The organism is Actinoplanes rectilineatus, from assembly GCF_000962825.1.
GTDB classification, from domain to species: Bacteria; Actinomycetota; Actinomycetes; order Mycobacteriales; family Micromonosporaceae; genus Actinoplanes; species Actinoplanes rectilineatus.
Genome location: NZ_JZKF01000074.1, coordinates 1 through 20,414, shown reverse-complemented (window position 1 = coordinate 20,414; position 20,414 = coordinate 1). Strand labels below are relative to the sequence as shown.

The window sequence follows — 20,414 nt, the reverse complement described above, 5'->3', positions numbered from 1 at the left end:
GCCACATGGACGACGGCGTCGATGCGGGGTGGGACGGTGCTCGTAAGCCGGATCAGCCCGCGCCCGTGGTGTGCCCGACGTCGACTACTTCTGCCTGGTGGTGGACACGCTCGACTGGCAGCGGGTGATCGACGCGGGCGGGTTCGACGTGGTCGAGGGACCGGTGCCGCGATTCGGCGCTCGCGGCACCGGCACCTCGATCTCCGTCAGCGACCCGGACGGCAACACCGTCGAGCTGCGCTGGTATCCCGGTCAGGACGGCGCGTAGGCCCTGATCACCGTCTGCTTCAGGGTGTTCCCGGCGGTGTCGGTGGCCGTCACCCGCAGCGACACCGGTTTGCGTCCGGGCAGCACCAGGGCGGTGTTGCCGAGGACGACCGCGGGCCGCCACAGTGTGCCGTCGTCGGTGGACATCTCCACCTTCAACGATCTGACTTTTGCGGAGAAGGCCAGGTTCACACCGAGCGGGTGCACCGTGTAATCCACCCCGAGCAGCGGCAACCGGCCCGCCGCGGCCGAGGTGAAGGTCCACTCGGTGGACGTGCTCGTGGCGTACACCCATTCCTCGCCGGACCGTCCGGTGGTCACCGCCAGCCGGTAGGAGGCCTTGCCCGCAGTGGTGGTCGCGGCGAAGGTGCCGCCGGACGGTTCGGCGATCAGGGTGCCGTTGCGCCACAGCTTCACGGTCACGTTGTCGTCGGCGAACCCGTACTGGGCGTGGCCGTCGCTGTCCACGAACTCGGCCACTCTCAGCTGCAGCACGTCGCCGGTGCGGGTGGAGCCGAGGTCGGCGGGGCGGACCACCGCACCACCCCATGTCTCGGTCCGGTGCCCGGGCCGGTAGCTCACCGGCTTCTCCACGAAACCGCCCTGCAGCGGGCCGAAGTTGTTCCACGGGTACGCGCTGTGCACCATGTGCTGCCACACCGTGTCACCGGTGGACACCCACTCCTCGCGGGACGACGGGGTGCGTACCGCGCGGGACGTGTCGTTCCAGCTGTAGTCCTGCCAGGGCCGCCAGCCGAAGCGCTGTTCGCGGACCTGCGCCTCGCCGCCGTTGTGGGCGTAGGTGGTGGCGATCCGCATGCTGTTGGCCGCGGTCATCCGATACTTGATCTGGGACGGGATCTGCCCCTCGGAGACCTGGAAGACGTCGTAGAAGGCGGTGTCGGACCCGTCGGGGGCCAGTTGCCACCGGGAGGAGAACTCGAACTCCCCGGACCGGATTTTCGCCGTCGGCACGGTGTTGACCGCGTCCATGCCGGCGAAGTGCATCACCCCGTGCGAGATGGACCGTCCGCTTCCGGTCACCCGGTGCGCGAAGTAGCTGATGATCGACCGCTGCACGGCGGGTCGCGGTGTCTCGATCACGATCGGCTTGCCCTTACGGGCGTCCAGCACGATCGTGGTGTCGCCGCTGATCGTCAGTTCCGGCACGACCACGTAGGTGACCTCGTTCCCGGCGGCGGCCAGCTCGATCAGCCCGGTCACGATGTAGGTGCCGTCCTGCAGACCGAGCGTGGCGCCGGACTTGTCGACCGAGCCCATCACGTCGAACCGCCCGTCGTCGCCGAAGATCGTCAGCGCCGGCACGTTGATCGGCGCGCCCCGGTCGTCGACGGCACGAACGGTGACCTCGCGGACCGGGCCGTCGATGATCGCGCCGACCGCGGTGGTCACCCGCACGTCGCCGGCGGTCGCGGTGATCCAGCCGCTGACCTGTGCGGGCTTGGCGCCGGTCAGGTTCAGCGTCACGGTCACCGCGGCCACACCACCGGCGGGCACGGTCACCGCGGTCGCGCTCAGGGTCACTGCCGCGGGCGCCTGCAGGGTCAGGGTCACCGGCGCGGTTCCCGCCTCGTTGCGATATTCGACGGTACGCGTGACCCGCCCCGGTTCCTCCCCGACGCTGTGCCGGCCGAAGTCGGCGACCGGTGTCCCGCTGATGCGCTGCGTCGTCGCGCGGGCCAGGTCCACCCGTCCCGCGCCCTGGTCGTAGACGGTGGCGCCCGCGCTGGTCACGGCGGTGCTGACCAGCGTCTCCTTGAGCCGCGCCCCGGTCCAGTCCGGGTGCTGCTGTGCCAGGATCGCGGCCGCGCCCGCCACGTGCGGCGTCGCCATCGAGGTGCCGTCCGCCGCGGTGTAGTTCGCGTCCACCGGTTCGCCCATCGCGGTGCCCGCCGCCCGGGCCGCCACGATCCCCACTCCCGGGGCGGTGATCTCCGGTTTGAGCCCGAGGTCACCGAGCCGTGGTCCACGGCTGGAGAACGACGCGATCCGGTTGTCCCGGTCCACCGCGCCGACGGTCAGCGCGCTCGGCGCCGCGCCCGGGGTGCCCACACTGGAGGCGGTGCCCTCGTTGCCGGCCGCGACCACGAACAGCGTTCCGCTCGCGGCGCTCAGCTCGTCCACGGCCAGGCTCATCGGGTCCAAGCCGTCGGTGGCGGAACCGCCGAGGCTCATGTTCACAATTCGCGCGCCGGAGCCGACCGCCCACTGCATCCCGGCGATGATCTCGGACTCGTAGCCGTACCCGTCGTCGCCGAGCACCTTGCCGATCAGCAGTTCGGCGCCGTACGCGACGCCCTTGCGGGTGCCGCCGGACGCCGCCCCGGAACCGGCGACGGTGGCCGCCACGTGTGTGCCGTGACCGAAACGGTCCACCACGTCGGGGCTGCTGCTGAAGTTGGCGGTGGCCGCGATCCGCCCGGCGAGGTCGGGGTGCGCCGCATCCACCCCGGTGTCCAGGACGGCGACCTTGACGCCGCGGCCGTCCAGGCCCGCCGACCAGGCGGCCGGGGCGCCGATCTGGGCGGCGCTGCGGTCCAGCACCGGCTTGACCTTGCCGTCCAGGAAGATCCGCCGGTCTCCCGCGGTCCGGGACGTGGACGGGTCCGTCTGTGCCTGCCAGAACGCCGCGAGGGTGTCCTTCGCCGGCCGGATCGCGACGGCGTCGATACTGGTCAGCACGGTGCCCGCGGCCCCCAGCGCGGTGCCGGCGGCCCGGGGTGCGGCACCGCCGGAGACGATCAGCGGCAGGGTGCCGGTGGTGGCGTCGCCGTAGCCGTCGGCGAGCAGACGCTCGACGTCGAACAGTTCGGCGTCCACCCGCCCGGACTGGATCAGCGGGATCGCGTCGGACGGCACCACCCGCAGACCACCGTCGGCCTCCACGGTGTGGAACGTGATCCGTTCACGGCCGGCCGCCGGCGTCACCGCGGCGGTCTGCCGACCGTCGGCGGCTTGACCGATCTGGATCACGTCACCGGTGATCAGAGTGAGGGTGTGCACCGGCGCCGCGGCCGGTTCTTCATGGACTGGCGGCGCACCGGCGAACGCCGGTACCGGTATCGCGGCGACGCCCACGAGCACACCGGCGAGCAGACGACCGAACATGGGAACTCCTTCATGCGTGTGTCACTCCACGCATCATCGGGTTCCTTTTTTGACATAGATGTTTCGTGGGCCTGACCGCCCGTCGCCATGGCGCGATGTGGACACGGCGGGCCGCGTCCTCCTCTGCCCGCATCGGTGCAGGAGTAGCTCGTACCCCTAAGATCTGATGTTCTCGGCACGCACCTGCGCGAGACGCCGCAGTGCCGGGAGCGCCTGGATGATCGCGTCGCTGTCGGCCGGATCGAGTTCTGCGAACATCTTGTCGAACGTCGCGGCGTAATGCGCATAGGTCCGCTCCAGCAGCGCCAGGCCGTCGGCCGTCGCCTCCACCCGCACCGCACGCCCGTCGGCGGGGTCCGGAACACGGCGCACCTGGCCGGCCTTCTCCATCCGGCCGATGAGCTGGGTCATGCCGGGCTGCGAGGCCCGTTCCGCCTTGGCCAGGTCGGTCACCCGGGCCGAGCCCTCGTCGCGCAGCCGGCGCAGCACCGAGATCGCCACCGGGCTGGGGTTGTCCGGGCCCTCCAGTTGCCGCAGGAAGCGCACCAGATCACCCAGCACCGGAAGCAGCTGTGACCCACGACTCGCCTCTGACACCATTTGCATAACCTCATTATGTACTTACGCTTGAGTACCGGATGTACCCACCAACTCTCTCGCGGAGGTGATCCGGTGAGTTCCGCTGCTCCCGGCCCGTCACTGTTCAAGCAGCCCCGTGCGGTCTTCGCCGTCGCGTTCGCCTGCGTCGTCAGCTTCATGGGCATCGGACTGGTCGACCCGATCCTGCCCGCCCTGTCCAGCAAACTGAACGCCACACCCAGCCAGGTCAGCCTGCTCTTCACCAGCTACCTGCTGGTCACCGCGGTCGCGATGTTGTTCACCGGCTGGATCGCCGGGCGCATCGGCGCCAAGAACACCCTGATCGCCGGCCTCGGCCTGATCGTGGTCTTCGCCGCCCTCGCCGGCCTGTCCGACACCATCAACCAGATCGTCGGTTTCCGCGCCGGCTGGGGCCTGGGCAACGCGATGTTCATCGCGACCTCCCTCGCCGTCATCGTGGCGTCGGCGACCGGCGGCTTCGCCGGGGCGATCATCCTGTACGAGGCAGCGCTCGGTCTCGGCATCGCGGCCGGCCCCCTGGTCGGCGGCCTGCTCGGCGAGGTCAGCTGGCGCGGACCGTTCTTCGGCGTCGCCGTCCTGATGGCGATCGCCCTGCTCGCCACGGTCGTCCTGGTCGAACCACTGCCCAAACCCGCCAACCCGCCGTCGATCCTCGACCCGATCAAGGCGTTGCGGCACCGCAGCCTGCTCACCATGGGTGTGACGGCACTGCTCTACAACTGGGGCTTCTTCACCATGCTCGGGTACGCGCCGTACCCGATGGAACTCACCGAGATCCAGCTGGGATTCGTGTTCTTCGCGTGGGGCCTGCTCCTGGCGTTCTTCTCGATCACCGGCGCACCGTGGCTGCAGCGCCGGTTCGGCACCGCGCCCTCGCTGTACGGCGCCCTGAGCACGTTCGCCCTGCTCATCCTGCTGATCGGCGTGTTCACCGACGTCCGCTGGGTGGTCATCACCTGCGTGATCGCGTCCGGGATCGTGGCCGGCATCAACAACACGCTGACCACCCAGGCGGTCATGCTGGTCGCCCCGGTGGAACGCCCGGTGGCCTCCGCGGCGTACGGCTTCGTCCGCTTCATCGGCGGCGGCCTCGCCCCGTTCGCCGCCGGCAAGATGGTCGACCACTGGAGCATGCACGTGCCGTTCCTCGTCGGTGCGGTGGCGATCCTGGCCGGCGTCGCGGTCCTGACCACCGGGCACCGCGCCCTGGCCCGCGCCGACGCGGACATGGCGGCCGCCCCGCCCCACGCGGCGGACGAGGTGGCCGGCGAGATCGCCGACGAGTTCGGCGGCGCCCCCGACGCCATCGACTTCGAGAAGGAGACCACCCGCCCGCGGTGATTGATCCCCGGATCCGCGACGGGACGCCGTCAGCGGGCCTGGAGGTTGCTCGGATCGAGGTAGGCTCAATCGAAGTTAGATGAGATCTACCTTGGGGCACCCGATGTTCGTAGGAAGACGCAGGGAGCTCGGCCTGCTCCTTGGACGGCTGGATCGGATCCGGTCGCAGGGCGAGGGGCAGGCGGTCGCCATCCGTGGCCGCCGACAGGTCGGCAAGTCACGCCTCGTGCAGGAAGTCTGCGATCGAGCCGAAGTCCCGTACTGCTTCTTCACAGCCGTGAAGGGTGCGTCACCGAGGGAGTCCCTCGGCAAATTCCTGGACACGCTGCGCGAGTCGTCACTGGTGTCGGACCGGGTGCGGGAGACCCTGCCGGACACCGCACCCGCCGACTGGGGCGACCTGTTCAAGCTGCTCGATTCCGTACTGCCCGACGGCCCGAGTGTCGTGGTGCTCGACGAGTTGCCCTGGCTGTCGGAGCAGGCAGTGACCTTCGACGGATACCTCCAGGTCGCCTGGGACCGCGGACTGTCCCGGAAACCCGTTCTCCTGCTGCTGCTCGGCAGCGATCTGCACATGATGCAGCGGTTCACCGAGTACGACCGGCCGTTCTACGGCCGCGCGAACAGCATGATCCTCAACGCCTTGAACCCTGCCGAGGTCGCGCAGCAGGCCGGGGTGACCGGCTCCGACGCCATCGATGCGCATCTGGTCACCGGCGGGCTGCCCGGCATCGTCTCGACCTGGGAGACCGGGATGCCGGCGCTCGACTATCTCAACGCCCAGGTCGTCGACCAGTCCTCGCCACTGTTCACGGTGCCGGAGGCTGCCCTGGCATCCGAGTTCCCGCTGCCGGACATGATGAGCCGTGCTTTCGAGGCGATCGGCGGGCTGGGCGGCCGGACGTTCAGCAACATCGCCGGCGAGGCGGGGAGCGGCGGCGAGGCGGTCAGTTCGGGAACCCTGTCGCCGGTGATGCACCGGCTGACCGGCCAGAAGAAGATCATCGCGGTGGATCGGCCGCTGTCCACGGAGCCGAGCAAGCTGGCCCTGTACCGGATCGCAGACAGCAACCTGAGCCTGTACGTCGCGATGCTGCGCGACGTCCATGAACAGGTCCGGCGTGAACGGGATGCGGGCGCGCGGGCCATCATCGCGAAACGCTGGTCGTCGTGGCGCGGCAGAGCCGTCGAACCACTGATCCAGGATGCGCTCGCCCGCGCCGGCAGCGAAGGAAGACTGCCGTGGGACGACGTGCTCGAAGTCGGCGGCTGGTGGAACCGCAAAGGCAACCCGGAGATCGATCTCGTCGGTGTGGACAAGGCCCCGGTCGCCAAGCAGGTGGCGTTCGCCGGGTCGATAAAGTGGCAGGACGGACCGTTCGACCGGCACCACTTCGCCGATCTGGTCCGTCACGCACCGATGATTCCGGGGTTCGAGCCCAGCCGGAGCGGCCTCGTGGTGGTGAGCCGCTCCGGGGTGGAACCGGCGGTGACCGGCCTCGCCGACGTGGTGTGGGGCCCGGATGACGTTCTCGGCGCTTGGGCAGTCTGAGTCTTGGTCAGCCGGTAGTGCGACGCACAGTTACACGGGGAACGGTGGGCCGGTAGCCTCGGGCGCCATGGACCCGTCGACCGTGCTCGCCGTACTGGGCGAGCTGGCGCCCGCCACCGCCGACCGGGTTCTCGACGTCACCCGTGGTGGGCAGCCGCTCGTCTGGCTCAAGGACGCCGACCGTGCCCCGCGCAAGGCCGACGTCGACCGGCTGGCGGCACTCGACGCCCTGCACCGCGAGGAGCGGATCCTGCACCGGGGCTGGGGTTTCCTGGCCGGCAGCACCGAGATCGAGGGCGCCAGGCGCAAGATCCGGCTGCCGCTGCTCAGCCAGCCGGTACGCCTGGACCGGACGCTCACCGGCTACAAGGTCACGCCCGCCGGTGACGTGGAGATCACCCCGCTGGTCACCGACCGTGAGCTGGCGGCGGCGTTGGAGTCGGCGCCCGGGCTCGGCACGGCCGGCTGGCTGGACGCGATCGGTAGTCGCGCCTGGCTCACGTCGGTGGCTGACAACACCGGGCTGACCTTCGACGCGGTGACCGGTTCTCATCAGCGGCTGCCGTCCGATCGGGTGGTGCTGGTGGCGGCGGCCGGGCTGTTCGTGGTGCGGGACGTCTTCGGCGGTGGCCTGCGGGACAGCCTGCGGAACTGGGCCGGCCGGGACCTGTCCGGGACGGCGTTGGCGGCTGTCTACGGTTCCGACATCTCCGAAACATCGCCCGAGACATCCGACGTCCTCTCGCCCCTGCCGCTCAGTGAAGCGCAGGCCCGGGTGGTCGCCCGCGCCCGCACGTCCCCGATCACCGTGGTCTCCGGCCCGCCCGGCAACGGCAAGAGCCACACCGTCGTCGCGGCCGCCCTCGAGGTGGTTCATAGCGGCGGATCCGTGCTGGTGGCGACCCAGTCGCCGCACGCCGCCGAGGTCCTCGCGAAACTCCTCGACCGCTATCCCGGCCCGACCCCGGTGCTGTTCGGCGACGCGGAACTCGCCACCACCCTCGCGGCGGGCGCGGACCAGGGCGTTCCCGCACGCCGGCTGCGCGCCGACCGGGAGGCGGTCCAGCAGAACCATCATCGGGTACGCACGGAGCGCACCACCATCCACCGGATGCTGGAGCAGGAGCGGCTGGCGGCCGAGGCGCCCACCTGGCAGCCACGGCTGTCCGGCCTGGCCGCGGACGCCCCCGGCGCCTTCGACGACGGCCTCGACCTGCCCACCCTCGCCGCCCGGTTGGCTGATCCCGATCAGGGTTGGCGGGCTCGCTGGCGTCGGCGGCGCGTGCGACGGCGGTTGCGGGCTGACGGAGGCGTACCCGACGAGAGAATGATGGAGGCGATCAGCGCAGCCGTCGCGCAGCGTGCCGCCGCCCACCTGGCCGCGACCGGCGGCACCGACCTGGCGCCGCACTGGGCCGCCCTGCACGAGGCCGAGGAGGCGCTGCGGCTGGCGGTCGGCACGGCGATGCGCAACGAGGCCCGCAGCGAGAAACGCTGGGACGCCGAGGCCCGGCGCGCCACCGCCGCCCTGGCCACCGCGCTGCGCGCCGGCCGCAACCGCAGGCGCGAACTACTGGCCAGGATGGACGCGAAGCCCCTGGTCCGGGCGCTGCCGCTGTGGATCGGCACGGTCGCCGACGTGGAGGACCTGCTGCCCGCGGTGCCCGGCCTGTTCGACCTGGTGGTGATCGACGAGGCGTCCCACGTCGACCAGATCCGCGCCGCCCCGGTGCTGGCCCGCGCCCGCCGCGCCCTGGTCGTCGGCGACCCCCGCCAGCTCCGTTTCGTCTCGTTCGTGAGCGACGCCGACGTGACCTCGGTCCTGGACGAGCACGGCGCCGACGACCGTCTCGACGTCCGAAGGGTGAGCGCCTACGACCTGGCCGCCGCGGCCGCCCCGGTGACCTGGCTGGCCGAGCATTACCGCAGCGTGCCGCATTTGATCGCGTTCTCGGCGCGCCGCTTCTACGACGACCGGATCGCGGTGATGACCCGCACCCCGGCCGCCGACGCCGCCCGCGCGATCGACGTCGTTCACGTCGACGAGGCGACCGTGACCAACGGCGTGAACCAGGCCGAGGTCACCGCCGTCCTCCAGCAGGTCTCCGTCCTGGCAGCGGCCGGCCGGCGCGGCATCGGCGTGATCACCCCGTTCCGGGCTCAGGCGGAGGCGCTGGAGAAGGCGCTGATCGCCGAGTATTCGGTGGAACGCATCGACGAGCTGGCCCTGCGGGTGGGCACGGTCCACGCCTTCCAGGGCAGCGAGGCCGACACGGTGGTCGTCTCGCTGGGCCTGCTCCCGTCGGACGCCGCGGGCCGCCGCCGTTTCGTCACCGACCCGCAGCTGTTCAACGTGATGGTGACGAGAGCCCGCAGACACCTGATCCTGGTCACGTCCCTGACCCGGTCCCCCGGCCTGCTCGGCGACTACCTGTCACACGCTCAGAACCCCACGATGCCGGAGCCGGACGCCACTCCCCAGGGCTGGGCCGCCGACCTGGCCAAGGAGCTGGAACACCTCGACGTCCCGGTACGCCCGGACTACACGGTCGGCCCGTGGCAACTGGACCTGTGCGCGGGCCCACCCGAAACCGCAACCGGCGTGCTCTGCACCATCCACCCGGACGGCGTGGACGCCCACCTGTCCCGGCAGACGGCTCTGCACCGCGCGGGTTGGCGCGTCCTGGACGCCTTCCCGACCAGGTGGAACAGCGACCCCCGCCGAGCCGCCCTGGAGATCGCCGCCGCTGTCGGCGTCACCGGTGGGGGACTCAGTCCGGCCCCGGCCGCCGATAGCTGATGGGACGGTCTGTCAAGACTCGAAGTTCGTCCAGGAACGCGGCCTGCGGCTGGTCGTGCGGCCGGTCGACGGCTTGGACCAGCCAACCGCTGTCGAGGGGCCGGGACACCGGAACCGTCAGAGCCTCCAGTCTCCGGCGAAGCGACTCGTCCCGGTCCGGCCCGGAGAAATACGTCAGGGGCGTGAACTCTCGAGGGAGCACGGAACCGTCCAGCGGTTTCTCCGACGGGAACATCGGATCGTCGTCGTCATCGTCCACGACCCAGACGGTCATGAAGCCGAGGAGCGGCTTCATCTCGGAGACGAGACGCCGGAAGATGAGTTCTCCGGCCGACCACTCCGCCTCGACCTGGTCCTCCACCTCCGCGAGGAGGATGTTGACGAAGACCGCACCGAGCCGGGACTCCGGATAGGACCCCACCGACACCGAGATCCACGAGTTCGGAAATCCGTTCGCCGCGGTGTAGGAGGGGTGGATCAGAGTGACGTCCTGTACCTCCGGGTCGTCGAGTGCCTCAGGCTCCTCCGGAAGAAAAGCAACACCGGAGCAATCACTCAATGCGGTCACCACACGGCGCAACGTTTCGTTCCGCGAGGGCTCATATATCAGTTTCATGCCGACGGCGAATACCGTGTCGACAAATGAACCCATTATTTCAACCTCGTCTCGAAGATAACGTTCTGGGTCGCCGCGAAGTTCCGGACATTCCTCATCACCGCCAGATATCGCCCCCGCTCCGGCTGCGTGATCCTATCGAAGATCTGCCACTCGAGCCGGAGAACGATGGTGACGTTCTTTCCACCGAATTTCGCCACCCCTCCCGTGATGTGGCCACGCAACTGGGCGCGGAGAGAGGTCAACCGTTTCGCCAACGTCGCCGGGTCGGGCGCGGCGGCCCAATACTTGTACTCGATCATGATCTCGGTTCCGGCTGCGCCGCGAACTCCGTAGTCGGGCCGCGTGGAACCCTTGCCATGCCCGAGAGCCTCCTCGACGGCGACCAGCTGTTCCCCGGTTCTGGGAGTGGAACGGATGACCCGGATGATCGACTCCATCTGCTTCCGGCGTCCGATCCGGTAAGCCGGAAGAGGGGAACCGTTGATCTGACTGACCGGCTCACTCGGGTTGCCCCGGAGCGGCCCATGAGCCTTCTGCACTTTGTCGATCTCATCCTGATAGGTTCGGACAACCTCGTTCTCGGCACGCAGAAGCCCGGATCCCGTGGCTATCAGATCATTCTTGTCAACATGGACCAGGGGAAACGTCTCACCCATCGCAGCAAAACCCGGGAGGCGTTTGATCTCCTTGTAATCATAGTCGACGCCGTATTCGAACGCCCCTTTGTCCTGCCAGAACGCGTAGCCCAGCGGGGCCTCGGGAATCGGATCGATCTTCTTTCCGATATGGGGTGCGATGGGCTGCCGGAAGGCGAAGATCGCGGCGAGATGCCCGGCGAGTTCCCGCATCTCCCCCACGAGGGCTCGGTGTTTGGCCCTCAGCTTGGCCCTGACACCCGCATCGGTGACCTGTGCGGTCGCGGCGGATCGCACGATGTCCAACGCGTCGGCGTCGGCCATGGCGACGATCTTCTGCGCCGAGGAGACCCGCGCCATCAATGCCGGTTCCGGATTCTGCTTCACGACATCCGCGAGGTATGACGTGACGGCTGCCGTCGTACTGGCGACCATCAGGCCGGGCCGGCCGCCGGTCACCTCGATCCACAGTCGATGCGATTCGCCGGCGGCCGAGAACGAGACGGTTTCCCACTCCGGTTTCAGTCCGGCCCCACCGGCATCCGCGGATCTGTCGCCCTGCCGCTTCTTCTGGTCCGGTCGTCGCGATCGGTCGAACTTTTCGCGGACCTTGTCCCGGACCTTGTCTCTGAGCTGCGTCGCCTTACGCCGGGCGGCGGCGAGCTTCGCCTGGATCTTGGCCCACAGCTTCTTGGCCAAGGTGACGATCTTGTCGACCACCCAGTCGATGGCCTTGGCGACCGGCTTCGACAGGGCCTCGAAGATCTTCTTGACCTTGGCGGCTATCCCGCCGACGCCCAGCAACGCCGCCAAGAAGCCGATCAGCACCGGGATCGCGCGGACCAGGGCGTTCTCGATCATGCCGGGTACGCCGCCCGAGCCGCCCCTCGCGATGGCGATCACCGCGTCCAGGACGGCGTTGACGAAGTCCAGGATCTGGCGGCCGCGTTCGACCACGAAGCGGACGATGTCGATGATCAGTTTGCAGGCCCGGATGAAGGCGGACGCCGGGTTCAGCAGGGACAACACCCACGTTATGCCGGCCACGATGATGGTCGGCACCAGGTATTCGATGACCTTGTCGATCAGGGTCTTCTTCAGGTCGCCGATCCGGGACTTGATCTCGTCCCAGAGGGCGCCGACGCCGCCCTTGCGGACCTTCTGGACCAGGTCGATGCCGGACTCGACGGCGGCCACCGCCTTCTCCGGGACCTTGCGGACGATCCGGGAGCGGATGAAACCCCAGGTCAGGCCGAGCAGCGTGGCCAGGAGCAGCATGATGCTCCGGACGTCGAAACTCTTCGGCAGTTGCAGGCCGGCCTGGGCGCTCACCCCGAGCAGCCAGCTGATCATGCCTTGTTGCAGGTGTCCGACGATGTTCTTGAGGAACTGTTTCAGGCCCGCCCCGACCGAGCCGACCAGGTTGCGCAGGAAGCCGATCGGGTCCTTGAGGATCAGCATCACCGCGCTCGCGGCTTTCGCCAGTACGCCCAGCAGCAGGTTCTTCAGGTCGATGATGGTCTTGATGACGCCTTTGACGGCGTCCATCGCCTTCGTCAAGGCGCCCTTGTTCTTCTCCTTCTCGGCGGCCACCTCGTCGTCGACCGACTTCAGCGCCTCGTTGTACTTCGTGGCCAGCGTCTGGACCAGTTCGCCGCTCTTCTCGTCGACGGCGGTGTCCAACTCGTCGAAGCGGTCGGCGAAGTCGGCGGCCGCCTCCCGGCCGATCGCCCGCAGGTCGGCGGGGAGTCTGCGGACCTCGGCCTGCAGGTCGGCACGTCCGCGGGTGATCCGGTCCTTCGCCCGGGTCAGTTCACCGCCGATCGTGTCGGCGACGTTGGAGATGACGGTCTCCATCCGTTCGACGTAGTGCCGGCGGGCCTCGTCGATGATCTGGTTGGCTTCGTCGGGCAGGTCGAACGCCTTGTCCTTCAACCAGAGATAGGTGCCGTTCCACGCGCTGTACCGGCGGCGCTTGTACTCGGCCATCGCCCGCCGGTGCTCGGCGGTGAACGCGGTCCGGGCGGCCTTCTCCTCCCGGTTGAACTGGTCGTCGACCAGCCGGTCCAGCCCGGTGAGGATGGTCCCGACGTCCTTGCGCGTAGCGTCGAAGACCGCCTGCAACGTGGCGGTGACCTGGGCACGTTTCTGCTCGTCGGTGGTCTTGGCTCCCTGTTTCCCGGCACCGACCGCCCGGCCCGCCGCCACCCGGGCACCGGCCAGGCCCTTCATGCCGGCGGCCGCGACGGCCCGGGCGCCGGCGGTGGTGGCACCCAACACCTCGGCCTCGTGGGCGCGCATCGCCGGCGTCGACTCGGCGGAGTCCTTCTCCAGGCCCTTCTTGGCCTTGACGGCACCCTGGAACGACGGCTCGTTGGAGCGGGCCAGCTGTGTCTCGGTGACCTGGGCGCCGGCCATCTCCCGGTCGACCTCCCGCGGACCGGCGGACAGGTCGGTGGCGGCGGGCGGCAACCTGTCCGGGGTGGCGTTCGCCGGGTCGGGCGTGCCGGGAACACCGGGCGGCCGGTCCGGCACCATCGGGACGACCTTCTTCTCCACCGCGCCGGAGGTGTCCGGCGGGGCGTCCGTGGTCGTCTTGATCTCCTCGGCGGCCTCGGTCCGGCCCTCGTCGACCCGGTGCTGCACGTCCTGCTTGATCTGCTGCGGCTGGTCCGAGTCGGGGAACGCCTCGGCGTCCTCCAGGGTCTTCGGCGCCTTGTCGGCCACCGCCTTCTTCACCGCGTCGACGAACGCCCGTTTGTCGAACGACTTCGGTTTCGCCTCGTTCATCCGGTCCGCGTTGGCGACCTTGCCCTGGGCCTCCTTGTCATCGCGTGGCGGCACCGCGGCGGACTGGGCAGAAACGGACTCGGCCCGGGCCGGCGGGTGGCTCGTCGCGATCCGGCGTTTCTTGGTCGACACGTCCCGCTTGAGCACGCCGAACTTGGGGTGCTGATCGGCAGTGGGTCGAGCGCCGCCGCCTCCGCCTTCGGTGGGCGGCGGGGCTTCGGCTTTCGCCGGCGCGGGAGCGGACGGTGCCAGGGCGGCCGGGTCGGCCGCCTGCTTCAGGGAATCCTCAGCGGGGGCGGCAACCGGTGCCCGCGGGGTGGGCGGCACCGTCGCGGGCCGCCCGCCAGGGACCACGGCAGCGCTGGGCCGGGACACGGGTAGCGGAACGCCGAAGGTCCCACCAGGAGGTATGCCCTCCCGTGGCGCTCCGAGAAGGGAGGCCGCCACGGCCGCGTTGCCCATCAACATCTGCGCCTGCAACACCCGCGCCAGCGGCTCGCCCGGCCCGATCGCCGGCCCGGCAGTCGCCGCGGCCGCCGGCTTCGTGGCCACCACCGGGCGGGTGTCCGGCGTACGCGGCACGACCGCCACCACCTTCGACGGCGACGCGGCCGATCGCGGCGGCGGCGTGGGCATCAGCGCCTCCGGCCGTCGCCGGCCACGGTCACCAGGGAGGCGTACGCACCCAGCTCGCCCGGCCGCAGCAGACGCGCCTCCCGCTGATACTGGTGGACGACACCCGCCACCACGGCCCGCATCGTGATCGTCTCCGCCGTCTCCGACGACGCCGACGACGACGACGCCGTGATCAGGGCCGCGTCGCGGGCCGCCGACACGATCGCCGCACCCGTCATGTCCAGCCGGGCCAGCGCGTCCAGGTCGACGTCGTCCGCCAGCGGCGCCTCCGGCGGGAACGCCAGCCGCCACAGCCGTCTCCGCTCCTCGAGACCCGGCCGCGGAAAACTCACCACGAACTGGAACCGCCGCGTGAACGCCGCATCGATGTTCTCCCGCAGATTGCTGGCCAGGATCACCATCGCCGAGCTACTCTCCAGCCGCTGCAGCAGGTAGCCGACCTCGAGATTCGCGTACCGGTCCGTTCCGTGCTTGACGTCGCCGCGCTTGCCGAACAGCGAATCCGCCTCGTCGAAGAACAGCACCGCATGCCCCTCCTCGGCCTGCCCGAACACCGCCTCCAGGTTCTTCTCCGTCTCACCGACCCATTTCGAGACGATCCGCGACAGGTCGACGATGAGCAGGTCGAGCCCGAGCATTCCGGCGACGACCTCCGCGGACAGCGTCTTGCCGGTGCCCGGTTCGCCGGTGAACAGCACTTTCATCCCGGCATCCCCGGTGCGCCGCCGGAAACCCCAGTCGTCGGCGATCCGCGGCCACGCCCGGAACGCCCCGACGATCTCCAGCAGGGTGCGGGACTGTTCCGGAGGCAGCACGAGATCCTCCGAGGTGCGCCGCGGGCGGAGCGCACGCGCGTACCCCGAGGTGGTGGCCCTTGCGATCACCTGCGCGGCGGGCCGCAGATGATCAGCCAGCGGCGCGGACCGGCCGTTCCCCGCGAAGCGGGCCCCGGCGCGCGCCACCGCCACGACCGCGCCGAGCTCGTCGCTGGTCAGCCGGTAGCGCCCCGAAAGATCATCGATCAGCTTCGGATCGCCGTCGGGCAGGGCGGTGGTCCAGCTCCGGCGGCGATCCTCCGCGCCGGGTGGATTCAATTCCCGTTCGGTGTACGCGCGGCGCGACAGCACCGTGGCGGGCCGCCATGCCGTCGTCCCGCTCAGGATGGCCGGCACCCGCGAGCGGCACAGCAGCGCGGCGATGCCGTGTTCCGCGGCGGTGCCCCTGAGGAGATCGTCCATCGGGATCCAGAGCAGGGCGTTCATGGCCGCGGCGGTGGCGACGGCCGTGGTGAACGCCGCGGAACCGTCCGGTCGCGTCGCGGGATCACCGGCGTCGCCGGTCCACGCCCCCATCGCGTCACCGCTCCCCGGCGATGCGGGGCCGCCCCCATGGTCGTCGGGCCCCGGCACGAGGCGGCGCAGCGGGCGGCCGGCGTGGGCGGCCAGGGCGAGAGCGGTGTCGCGCTGCGCCGGGTAGGTGCCCTGCCACAGTCCGAGCAGGTCGATCCGTCCGCTGTTCATCGCGTCGGCGAGCCGGGCCAGCTCGCCGGTGGGCAGCGCCGGGGTGAGGGCGATCGGCGGGTCGACCTCGCCGGGGTCGCCGCCGATCAGAGCGGCCTCACCACCCGCGCCGAGCAGCAGTTCCAGCAGGCCGGGTGCGAGTCCGAGCGTGTCGCCGTCGACTCGCACCAGCCCGCAGCGGCGCAGCCGCCCGGCGGCCCCGAGCATCCGCCGGACCGCGACGGCAGCCGCCGGGGTGCCGCCGAGGACCGTCATCAGCAGGTCGATGCTCGGCCGCCGCCGGTTGAGGTCGTCGGCGAGATACGCGTAGACCCGCTCGTAGCTCCGATCGATGTCGGGCGCGGCCACCAGCAGGATCGCGTCCTGCTCGGCCCGGTCGATCCGGTGGAGGCCCGCCAGCTCGTCGAACGGCAGGGTCACCCCGGTGGACGCGACCAGGCGGCGGAGTCCCTGCTCGGCGGCCCGTTCGGTCCGGGTGGCCGGCGCGCCCTCCGGGACGGCGGCGCCCGGCAGCCCTTCAGCCGTGGCCTCGACCTGGGTGAGCAGCACGTCGACGTGGTCGGCGGTGACGCAGTAGGCGGCCAGGTCCGGCCGGCTCAGTTGGGCCGACCGCGCCTCCTGGCGGGCGACGGCGGCACGCAGGGCCCGGTTGATCGCCCGTAGCCGGATCCGCAGATGCGCGGTGGCCGGCTCATGACGCCCGGTCATCGCGGCACCCCCTCTCGCCGCCGCCGTCGAGAAGCGGGGCGTGGGTCGCGGCGGAGGTCAGGACGCGGGTCATGGTCAGCCCCCGGTGAAGGTGACGGTTCGGCCGCCGAACCAGGGGACGGCGGGGACGTCCCGGAGCACACCCCGGTCGCGTAGGTCCTGAAACCTGCGGCCCAACGGCAGCCGGACCACCACCTCCTCTGATCCGTATCGGACGGTCGCGCCCAGGTCTCCCAGGCGGGCGAGGGCCAGCTGCGGGTCCGGCGGTTCCCGGTGCCGCCACAGCTGCCAGGAGAGCGTGCCGAGTCCGAGTGCGGCGATCAGCGCGACGGTCCGCCCGAACTCACCCGACCGCTCCAGCGGCTGGGACCAGCGTGCGGCGAGCGTGGTCACCAGCTCGTCCACCTGCCCGGTGAGCAGCGCCAGGTCGAGGTCGCGCGGAACACCGGCAGCCCCGGCCGTCGCCCACAGTCGCCGTCGCCCACCGAGCCGCCGCCAGCGGTCGTCGCCCCGGACCGGAGGAGCGTCGCAGATCAAGGGGACACCGCCGTCGGCGAGCGCGGCCAGTACCGGAATCGGAACGGCCGCCAGTGCGGACCCCGGTCCCGCAGCCGACCCGGCGACCAGCAGCGGAGGCATCGCTCCCGCCCAGAACCGTGACTCACCACCGGCATCCCCGGCAGCCACCGCGGTCTGGGCGAAACCGGTCTCGGAGGCGCTCGGGGCCGCTCCTGGCCCGGAGGCGGCGCCGGCGGCCCTGAGCAGGTGCGGCACGGGGGCGATCGTGGTGGTCCAGGAGATCGGAAAGAGGCCGTCGGGGTCGACCAGCAGGATGCCGCCGCCGTGCCGGGGGTGGGCCGCCGCCAGCAGCAGTGGCCGACCGGCCGGGTGCCCGCGGCAGACCAGCAGGCCGGCGAGCCCGGCCAGGGTCGGCAGGGCCGGTGCCGCTCGGCGGGCGAAACCGGTCAGTGCCGCGGCGTCCGGGGGCTCGGCGAAGCCGGCGGACACCGCCGCGTCAGCCAGGTCGCGACCGTCCCGCATCCAGCCGTGCCGCAGCGGTCCCAGGACCTGCAGGGCCACCACGAACGCGAACCGCCCCGCCTCCTCGCCGATGTCCTCCCCTGCCGACGTGATCGTCCCGGTCAGCGCGGGAGCCATCGCCGGAAGCAGATCGACACTGTCGAGGGCCGCCGCTACCAGAAACGGCAGCGCCGAACCGACCTCCACGTCACCGCTGCGACGCCGTAAACCGGAACCAGCAGCACGATGCGGCGCCGCCTCCGCTGCGCCACCGGCAGGCGAGGTGCCCGGAACCGTCGAAGAGGAATCGGATCGGGGATCGGCCAGTGTGGTCAGGACTGCTTCGGCGAGTGACGGGTCCAGCTCGGGCATGCTGCTGAGCAACGCCTCGAGACCGAGACTGGGCAGGATCTCGACCGTCCGTGCGGAGACGACCGCGTCCGCGGAGGCGGGACCGGTCAGGGCACCCGCCGCGACCAGCGGGTCCGGCGAGTCCGGCGAGTCCGGTTCGCCCCGGAGGTCGCCGCCGGGCTCCCTGGCCGAGCCGATGGCCGCCGGGAAGCCCCGTCGGGCCGGGTCCGTCGTGGCGAGGCCAGGCGTCCCGGCGGCGGCCTCATTCACATCCCCGGGGTACGTCCGCACACGCTCAGTAGCCGGCAACACCCCGTCGAGAAGGGCACTGATCGACACCCGGACCTCGAACCGGACCGGCTCCGTGATCTCGACGTCGTGCTCACCGGCGAGTTGGTCGGCATACCGTTCCCGGAGCGCCGCCGCGAGCATCCCGACCACCCGTTCGGGAAGCCGGCCCGGTTCAGCGCCCCAGCTCCAGCCGCCGGACCGTTGTACCGTCACCGCACAGTTCCGCACCACGATCTCCCCCGGCACGCTCATCTCGCCACCTCCTCCCTCGCCATCGCCGCGCCCTCCGGACGTGGGTCAGATCGTGGCCTGGTGAACCACGCCACGCCAGGTCTCCACCAGGGCCAGCGCCGCATAGGACCCGGGCGAGAGGTTCATCCGGAACCTCTTCTCCCGCTCGCCCTTCGGTACCTGGCCCGTCTCCGACCGCTGAGTGCCGCCCGCACCGCCCACCACCAGCAGCACCTCCAGGTCGGCCTCGGCGTCCGCCGGCAGCGTCACCGTCACCTCGGCGGCGGCCAGGCCCACGGTGACGTTGCCGGACGGGGGCAGCAGCGGCCCACCGGACGGGTCGCCGGGTTGCAGCAGGCGCAGGTCGGGACGGGGTACGCCGTTCACCTCCTGGACGCCGAAGGCCAGCGGCACCCGGTGCAGTCCCGGCTGGTCGGCGACCACCGCCTGGCCCAGTTCGGTCCGGGGCACGGTCAGCGGGATCGGTACGCCGTCATCCCCGCCGGCCCACAGGGGGAAGTCCGCGCCGGTGAGGTCCGGCGGTGTGCGGGCGGGACCGGTCAGTGTCAGGGCGCCGAGGACGTGGAAGGTGCGCGTCGCGTACACCACGATCGGGCGCATCAGGCGGCACTCCCCTCGCCGGCCTCGGCCGTCGTCGCCAGTACCAGGAACGACGCCGCGCCGGGCAGGTCGTGCCACTGCGGGCCGGATGCGTCGACGCGCAGCCAGCGGATGCGGCAGCGCAGCCGCCGGTCCTCGTCCACGCTGCAATCGACGGTGCCGGGCAGCCACACGCCGTCGGTGGCCGGTGCGACCCCGGACGACTGTGGTGTCACGGTGATATGCAGAAGGGTCGCGCCGTTCGTCACCCGGGTCTCGTCGACGCCGGCCGGCAGCGGCAGGACCATGCCGTCGGTGGCGACGCCGGAGGCTACCGAGGTGGTGCCGGGTCGTTGCGCCCCCGAGCCGCGAACGGTGAGGTCACCGTCGGGGGTGACCACGAGCAGCGGGTCGACCGAACCGTCGGCGCGGAACCGTCCGAAGGTCAGGCCGGTGCTGTCGGCGACGGTCAGGACCGAGCCGCCCTGCGCCGGTTCGGGCCGGGCGCGCAGGGCCAGGGCGCCGGACCGCGCCGCGACGGTGTCGGCGCGGACCCCGGCGTACCGTACCGGGACCGGCCCGGTGGTGGTGACAGCGGTGAAGTGGTCGTCGCGCCAGGTCACGTACCCGATCAGGATCAGCCACGGTTCGGTGCCGTCGCCGGGGCCGTCGCCGACCGCGGGCGGGACCTGTTCGGCGACCAGCCGTTCGTCGCCGGCCCGCCGGAACAGCACCTGGTACGACTCGTCGATCCGGTCGGCACCGGTGTCGTCGAGCAGGCCGGTGGCCACCGGTTCGCGGTCCAGGCCGGCGAGCAGGACCGGGTGCCGGTCGGCCGGTGACGAGCCGCTGCCGACGGTCTCGCCGAACTGTGTCTCGGAGAGGGTCACCGGGGCCGGGACCAGGATCTCCCGTCCGGTGCCGTCGACGGCGACGCCGGGGCGCAGCGTGACGGTGACGGCGCCGGACGGTTCGGTGCGCGGTTCGGCGACCAGGGTCAGGCCCTCGGCGATCCCCCACTCGTGCAGGTACCGGTCGTGGCGTGCGGCGTGGTTCCGGGCGTGGTCCACGGTCGTGGTCAGGTCGGCCGCGGACAGGATCTGGCCTTCGAAGAACGTCGGGCGCTGCACGTCCGTACCCGATGAGGTCTGTGCCATGGATCAGCCACCCGCCTCGCCGGAACCGGCGCTCGGAGATGAGGGTTTCGGGGTGCTCTTGGCCGCGGCACGTGTGGCCTTCTCGGCGGGGGCGGGCTTTTTGGGGAGGGCGGTTTTTTTCCCGGGGGCGGTCTTCTTCTCGGGGG

General features: G+C 70.9%; 12 protein-coding genes. 4 read left to right on the top strand and 8 right to left on the bottom strand.

All coding sequences use genetic code 11. From position 1 onward, the window contains the following. Window positions 1-70: 70 nt before the first annotated feature. Entirely contained in the window at window positions 71-268 is a 198-nt protein-coding gene (locus tag WH85_RS35905) for a VOC family protein (protein WP_245674228.1), read from the top strand. On the opposite strand, the gene WH85_RS35900 is transcribed toward WH85_RS35905, so the two are convergent. Together WH85_RS35900 and WH85_RS35895 are read right to left on the bottom strand one after the other, a co-directional pair. Next, complete coding sequence (locus WH85_RS35900) at window positions 253-3,396, bottom strand: S8 family peptidase (RefSeq protein WP_045746573.1); 3,144 nt, start codon at window positions 3,394-3,396, stop codon at window positions 253-255. The genes WH85_RS35905 and WH85_RS35900 overlap by 16 nt on opposite strands. A gap of 156 nt (window positions 3,397-3,552) precedes the next feature. After that, complete coding sequence (locus WH85_RS35895; protein WP_045746572.1) at window positions 3,553-4,002, bottom strand: MarR family winged helix-turn-helix transcriptional regulator; 450 nt, start codon at window positions 4,000-4,002, stop codon at window positions 3,553-3,555. A 66-nt stretch (window positions 4,003-4,068) separates the two neighbouring features. Here WH85_RS35895 and WH85_RS35890 point away from each other — a divergent pair, with 66 nt between their 5' ends. The 3 genes from WH85_RS35890 to WH85_RS35880 all read left to right on the top strand — a co-directional run bounded on the left by WH85_RS35890 (window position 4,069) and on the right by WH85_RS35880 (window position 9,710). Next, entirely contained in the window at window positions 4,069-5,358 is a 1,290-nt protein-coding gene (locus tag WH85_RS35890) for an MFS transporter (protein WP_045746571.1), read from the top strand. A gap of 79 nt (window positions 5,359-5,437) precedes the next feature. Further along, window positions 5,438-6,910: an ATP-binding protein gene (locus WH85_RS35885; RefSeq protein WP_342669817.1), complete on the top strand. Its 1,473-nt coding sequence runs from the start codon at window positions 5,438-5,440 to the stop codon at window positions 6,908-6,910. 67 nt (window positions 6,911-6,977) lie between these two features. Further along, complete coding sequence (locus WH85_RS35880) at window positions 6,978-9,710, top strand: AAA domain-containing protein (protein WP_045746569.1); 2,733 nt, start codon at window positions 6,978-6,980, stop codon at window positions 9,708-9,710. Here the strand turns inward: WH85_RS35880 and WH85_RS35875 are convergent. The 6 genes from WH85_RS35875 to WH85_RS35850 all read right to left on the bottom strand — a co-directional run bounded on the left by WH85_RS35875 (window position 9,682) and on the right by WH85_RS35850 (window position 20,268). Next, window positions 9,682-10,269 (bottom strand): hypothetical protein, encoded by a 588-nt coding sequence (locus tag WH85_RS35875; protein WP_157411434.1) that lies wholly within the window; start codon window positions 10,267-10,269, stop codon window positions 9,682-9,684. The genes WH85_RS35880 and WH85_RS35875 overlap by 29 nt on opposite strands. A 92-nt stretch (window positions 10,270-10,361) precedes the next feature. Beyond that, window positions 10,362-14,390 carry a hypothetical protein gene (locus WH85_RS47700; protein ID WP_157411433.1) on the bottom strand — a complete coding sequence of 1,343 codons (4,029 nt, stop codon included), beginning with the start codon at window positions 14,388-14,390 and terminating at the stop codon, window positions 10,362-10,364. Beyond that, on the bottom strand, window positions 14,390-16,618 hold the full coding sequence (locus tag WH85_RS35865) for an ATP-binding protein (protein WP_045746567.1): 2,229 nt from the start codon (window positions 16,616-16,618) through the stop codon (window positions 14,390-14,392). The genes WH85_RS47700 and WH85_RS35865 overlap by 1 nt, the downstream gene beginning before the upstream one ends. A gap of 75 nt (window positions 16,619-16,693) precedes the next feature. After that, window positions 16,694-18,532 carry a hypothetical protein gene (locus tag WH85_RS35860; protein ID WP_045746566.1) on the bottom strand — a complete coding sequence of 613 codons (1,839 nt, stop codon included), beginning with the start codon at window positions 18,530-18,532 and terminating at the stop codon, window positions 16,694-16,696. Between the two features lie 45 nt (window positions 18,533-18,577). Next, window positions 18,578-19,132 (bottom strand): hypothetical protein, encoded by a 555-nt coding sequence (locus WH85_RS35855; protein ID WP_045746565.1) that lies wholly within the window; start codon window positions 19,130-19,132, stop codon window positions 18,578-18,580. Continuing rightward, complete coding sequence (locus tag WH85_RS35850; protein ID WP_045746564.1) at window positions 19,132-20,268, bottom strand: hypothetical protein; 1,137 nt, start codon at window positions 20,266-20,268, stop codon at window positions 19,132-19,134. Before WH85_RS35850 ends, WH85_RS35855 begins: the two co-directional genes overlap by 1 nt. Window positions 20,269-20,414 lie beyond the last annotated feature (146 nt).

Excerpts from the sequence above, each read along its gene's own strand:
- WH85_RS35860 (WP_045746566.1), bottom strand. The coding sequence starts at position 18,532 with ATGAGCGTGCCGGGGGAGATCGTGGTGCGGAACTGTGCGGTGACGGTA.
- WH85_RS35855 (WP_045746565.1), bottom strand. The coding sequence starts at position 19,132 with ATGCGCCCGATCGTGGTGTACGCGACGCGCACCTTCCACGTCCTCGGC.
- WH85_RS35900 (WP_045746573.1), bottom strand. The coding sequence starts at position 3,396 with ATGTTCGGTCGTCTGCTCGCCGGTGTGCTCGTGGGCGTCGCCGCGATA.
- WH85_RS35895 (WP_045746572.1), bottom strand. The coding sequence starts at position 4,002 with ATGCAAATGGTGTCAGAGGCGAGTCGTGGGTCACAGCTGCTTCCGGTG.
- WH85_RS35850 (WP_045746564.1), bottom strand. The coding sequence starts at position 20,268 with ATGGCACAGACCTCATCGGGTACGGACGTGCAGCGCCCGACGTTCTTC.
- WH85_RS35865 (WP_045746567.1), bottom strand. The coding sequence starts at position 16,618 with ATGACCGGGCGTCATGAGCCGGCCACCGCGCATCTGCGGATCCGGCTA.
- WH85_RS47700 (WP_157411433.1), bottom strand. The coding sequence starts at position 14,390 with ATGCCCACGCCGCCGCCGCGATCGGCCGCGTCGCCGTCGAAGGTGGTG.
- WH85_RS35885 (WP_342669817.1), top strand. The coding sequence starts at position 5,438 with ATGAGATCTACCTTGGGGCACCCGATGTTCGTAGGAAGACGCAGGGAG.
- WH85_RS35880 (WP_045746569.1), top strand. The coding sequence starts at position 6,978 with ATGGACCCGTCGACCGTGCTCGCCGTACTGGGCGAGCTGGCGCCCGCC.